This is a genomic window from Pedobacter sp. 01T416_2, from assembly GCF_056398925.1.
In genome coordinates this window covers 1-4,314 of record NZ_JBFTQI010000518.1, presented here as the reverse complement: position 1 = coordinate 4,314, position 4,314 = coordinate 1, and the positions used below count along the sequence as shown (strand labels likewise).

6 protein-coding genes are annotated in these 4,314 nt (G+C 38.5%); 5 read left to right on the top strand and 1 reads right to left on the bottom strand.

Features of this window, described 5'->3' with window-relative positions:
- Nucleotides 1-222, top strand: a 222-nt coding sequence (locus AC1DPQ_RS19395) for a hypothetical protein (protein WP_477610581.1), incomplete at its 5' end; no start/stop codon positions are given.
- 446 nt (nucleotides 223-668) lie between these two features.
- Here AC1DPQ_RS19395 and AC1DPQ_RS19390 read toward each other — a convergent pair.
- Entirely contained in the window at nucleotides 669-1,190 is a 522-nt protein-coding gene (locus AC1DPQ_RS19390; protein ID WP_477578978.1) for an NADPH-dependent FMN reductase, read from the bottom strand.
- A 180-nt stretch (nucleotides 1,191-1,370) separates the two neighbouring features.
- Between AC1DPQ_RS19390 and AC1DPQ_RS19385 the strand changes: the two genes are divergently transcribed.
- The 4 genes from AC1DPQ_RS19385 to AC1DPQ_RS19370 all read left to right on the top strand — a co-directional run.
- On the top strand, nucleotides 1,371-2,174 hold the full coding sequence (locus AC1DPQ_RS19385; RefSeq protein WP_029280114.1) for a ParA family protein: 804 nt from the start codon (nucleotides 1,371-1,373) through the stop codon (nucleotides 2,172-2,174).
- A gap of 7 nt (nucleotides 2,175-2,181) precedes the next feature.
- Complete coding sequence (locus AC1DPQ_RS19380; RefSeq protein WP_029280116.1) at nucleotides 2,182-3,090, top strand: ParB/RepB/Spo0J family partition protein; 909 nt, start codon at nucleotides 2,182-2,184, stop codon at nucleotides 3,088-3,090.
- Complete coding sequence (locus AC1DPQ_RS19375; protein ID WP_477610580.1) at nucleotides 3,090-3,815, top strand: DUF5683 domain-containing protein; 726 nt, start codon at nucleotides 3,090-3,092, stop codon at nucleotides 3,813-3,815. The genes AC1DPQ_RS19380 and AC1DPQ_RS19375 overlap by 1 nt, the downstream gene beginning before the upstream one ends.
- Nucleotides 3,816-3,931: 116 nt before the next feature.
- On the top strand, nucleotides 3,932-4,314 hold a 383-nt coding region (locus tag AC1DPQ_RS19370; protein WP_477610579.1), incomplete at its 3' end, for a 4-hydroxy-tetrahydrodipicolinate reductase.

Below are 4,314 nucleotides of genomic sequence, written 5' to 3'. Positions count from 1 at the left end.
GTCTTTTATGATGTTTTTGAAATTGTTTTAAGCAAAAAACCTTTTCATTTTGGAAGGGTTTTTGTCATTTTGAACGATTGGTTTTGGATTTTAAACCACTGTTTTTTGTTCCCTAAACCTGATCGCAGCGAACACGGAGTGAAACGGAGTAAAGCGGAGAGCAGGGACAAACGTTCCTATGAAATACAGGTTTTGCTTTTCAAAACAAAAAATAAATATTAGCTTTTTTTTTGGAAAGCAGGTTCGGAAGCATTTAGGATAATACTTCCCACTGTCCGCTTTACTTCGTGCCCGCTTCCATTGGGTTTAGGTGGCACGGTCTGTACCATGATTTAGGGCTGCAGGGTGCAGAAAATGAAAATTTAATTTAGACTGAACGATTTTTAAGGTTATGGCGCTGTCTTTTGTTTCCTAAACCTGATTGACGTGGAAAGCCCACAGCGTAGCGAGGACTTGTAACAGAAAGCAGGAGTGACACTAATATGAAACACAGGCTTTGCTTTTCAAAAGAAGAATAGCGTTTTATTTTTTTCGAAAAGCAGTTTTGGGCATTTAGGGAAATGCAGTCCAACTGTCAGCTTTACTGCGTGCCGCTTCCCATCGGGTTTAGGTGGCGTGGCCGGTAATAAGATTTAGGGCTGCAGGGTGCAGGAAAAAATGAATGACGATTAGAATTTGATAAACTTATCTATCTGCTCGTTGGTAAACTTGATGGTATCCGGATGATTGAAATTACCCTCTGCATCTAACTCTGTTTTAATATTCGGAATGTGCAAACGTAAGGGCAAAATATGCAGATGAATATAATGGCAAACGCCTGTGAAATGGTCAACCCCGCGGATGTTGCCATATTTACCAGAAGAGATGCCGACTAAAGCGGTCTTTTTATCATAAAAACTATCAGGGAAATTGCAGGCATCTATTAATACTTTTAGTACACCTGGGTAGCTTCCATTGTACTCGGGCATGATAAATAAAAACTTTTCGGTGTTATTAATCATGTTTTGGATTTTTTGAAAAGCTTCCGATCGTTTGCCATACATATCCGTATTCAAAACATCTATAGGCAGGTGCTCCAGGCTGAACAAATTGGCATCGGTTCCTTTTTCTTTTAGTTGCCTTTGGTAATATTTAGCAACTTTTAGCGTATTGCTATTGGGCCTGTTGGTTGCGGCTATAATTGTGATCATGGATAATTGTTAATAAGATGTGTAAAACCCAAACACGCTTCTTGCTAAAATTGCCATATAGTTTGTATCTTAGCTGATTGTGAAAAAGGCCGTAAACAACGCAAAAATAGAACTTTTTGCCAATTAAAAGGCATAAATAACACAGCCCAAATAAACGTTAAGTAAATTTCGGATACATAGATGAGCAAAATTATTGCATTAGCAAATCAAAAAGGTGGTGTTGGTAAAACAACTTCATCTATAAACCTGGCTGCGAGTTTGGCCGTATTAGAATACAAAACTTTACTGGTTGATGCTGATCCTCAGGCAAATTCGACTTCAGGTATCGGTTTCGATCCCCGGAATATTAAAGATAGTATTTATGAGTGTATCATTAATGATATCGATCCTTTACAGGCCATCCAAAAAACGGATACACCAAATTTAGATTTACTGCCCGCCCACATCGATCTGGTTGGTGCAGAAATCGAGATGATTAACCTGAACAACCGCGAGTACAAAATGAAAGCGGTTTTGGAGAAGATAAAAGATCAGTATGATTTTATTATCATCGATTGTTCACCATCTTTAGGTTTAATCACCATCAATGCTTTAACAGCGGCCGATTCGGTTATTATTCCTGTTCAGTGTGAGTATTTCGCGCTTGAAGGTTTGGGTAAATTATTAAATACCATAAAGATTGTTCAGAACCGTTTAAACCCTGATCTGGAAATTGAAGGTATTTTATTAACCATGTACGATGTGCGTTTACGTTTATCAAACCAAGTGGTAGAAGAGGTAAAAACACATTTCCACGAACTGGTTTTCGATACCATTATTCAGCGTAATACACGTTTAAGTGAAGCACCTAGTTATGGCGTTTCGGTAATTATGCACGATGCCAATTGCAAAGGTGCCATTAACTACCTTAATCTTGCCCGCGAAATTGTGAAGAAAAACGGCCTTTTAAAGGAAGAAGAAAACATAGGAACAGCAACTTTATAAATTATAGATGACATCTTTTCAGCGAAAAACAGGTTTAGGAAGAGGGTTAAGTGCGCTTTTAGATGATAGCGAATCTTCTCATCCGCCGAAACAGCAGGTAAATGCTGTTAGCGAAACCGAGCAGATTGGCAATATCAGTCACGTAAGTTTAACTGAAGTTGAAACCAATCCATACCAGCCACGTACCGAATTTGACCAGGTAGCTTTAAACGAGCTTGCCGATTCGATTAAGATACAAGGTTTAATACAACCAATTACAGTTAGAAAACTTGGCGCAAACAAATACCAGCTCATTTCTGGCGAGCGTAGGTTCAGGGCTTCGAAGTTAGCTGGCTTAACACAGATTCCTGCTTACATCCGCAGTGCCAACGACCAACAGATGTTGGAAATGGCCTTGATCGAAAATATTCAACGCGAAAATTTAAATGCCATTGAAGTGGCATTGAGTTTCCAGCGGATGATTGACGAGGTAGGCTTAAAACAAGAGCAATTAGGCGAACGTGTAGGTAAAAACCGTACAACGGTTACCAATTACCTGCGTTTGTTAAAACTTCCGCCAGCTATTCAGGCTTCCATCCGCGATCAGAAAATTAGCATGGGGCACGCAAGAGCCTTAATTAACGTTGATGGTGTTGACAAACAATTGTTTATCCACCAGGAAATTTTAGAAAAAGGATTATCGGTACGCAAGGTAGAAGAGCTTGTACGTAATTTGCAGCATGTACCTTTAAAAGGCAGCGAAAAATCGAAAGAAAAAGCTGTTTCTTTTCAATATCAAAAATTGCAGGACGATCTGGCCTCTAAATTTGCTACCCGCGTAAAGTTAAAAGTAAGTCAGAACGGTAAGGGAGCGATAGAAATACCTTTTATGAGTGATGATGACTTAAACCGAATTTTAGAGTTATTAGACTGGTAATGCAAAAGACTAAGCTTTTAATACTGGTTGCTGCATTTACATTTTTTCTTGTAAACTTAGCCTCGGCGCAGGTTAAGGATACGGTATTAAAACCTGTTGATACTTCGAAAATTAAATTGTCTAAATCGTTAGATACTGCGGCTAAAAAACCGATGACCAGAAAGGATTCGATGAAAGCCAAGTATGTTAACCCGGGTAAGGTTGCCGGTAGAAAAGCGGTTTTCAGATCGATGATTATACCAGGCTGGGGTCAATTGTACAATATGCAGCTGCTTAACGACGGTTATGGTACAAGAGCCGGAAAAAGCCAGTTTTTTCAAAAGCTGTATACTGGTGGTAAAATAGCAGCTATTTATGGTGGTATAACCGTACTTACCATGTCGTACATCGAAAGTAGCAAACAATATAATTTATCGCTGACAGAGTTACAGTATCGCCTTGAGCATGGTGATCAACCTGATCCTAGCGGCCCTTTTGGTAGCCGTTATTCTACTTCAGGCATCACCCAGCGTAAAGATACCTATAGAAGGAATAAACAGATTGTATTGTTCTCTTACGGTTTGGTTTATTTCGCCAATATAGTTGATGCCTATGTTGCAGCCCGTTTGCATTTCTTCAATATTGATGATAACCTTTCTTTTAAGGTAATGCCATCTATGATTAACACCAATTCGATATATGGTTTCAATGCAACGCCTGCATTAAAATTATCACTAACATTTTAATATAGGAAACCATCATGAATATTCAATATAGGATACTACATTTGAAATCATAATTGTTTATCCGTTGCTAAGGGTTAGATATAACAAGAATAAAAACTGAAAATAAATATAAACAGATGAAAATTGCGCTTTTAGGGTACGGTAAAATGGGGCAGATTATCGAAAAATTTGCAGTAGAACGTGGCCACGAAATTGTTTTAAAAATAACGATCGATAACCAGGAAGATTTAACCAGACAAAATTTAAAATCGGCTGATGTAGCTATCGATTTTAGTACGCCTGATTCGGTTTTGAAAAATATTGATGCCTGCTTTGATGCCAATGTGCCTATAGTTGTAGGTACAACAGGCTGGTATGGAAAACTCCAGGAAGTAAAAGACGATTGCAACAACAGTAACAATACGTTGCTTTTTGGGTCTAACTTTAGTATTGGCGTAAATTTATTCTTTAAGCTCAATCAAACTTTGGCCAAGCTGATGAATAACTACCCGGCCTATGA

Coding starts and splice junctions, on each gene's coding strand:
- AC1DPQ_RS19390 (WP_477578978.1), bottom strand. CDS start 1,190: ATGATCACAATTATAGCCGCAACCAACAGGCCCAATAGCAATACGCTA.
- AC1DPQ_RS19385 (WP_029280114.1), top strand. CDS start 1,371: ATGAGCAAAATTATTGCATTAGCAAATCAAAAAGGTGGTGTTGGTAAA.
- AC1DPQ_RS19380 (WP_029280116.1), top strand. CDS start 2,182: ATGACATCTTTTCAGCGAAAAACAGGTTTAGGAAGAGGGTTAAGTGCG.
- AC1DPQ_RS19375 (WP_477610580.1), top strand. CDS start 3,090: ATGCAAAAGACTAAGCTTTTAATACTGGTTGCTGCATTTACATTTTTT.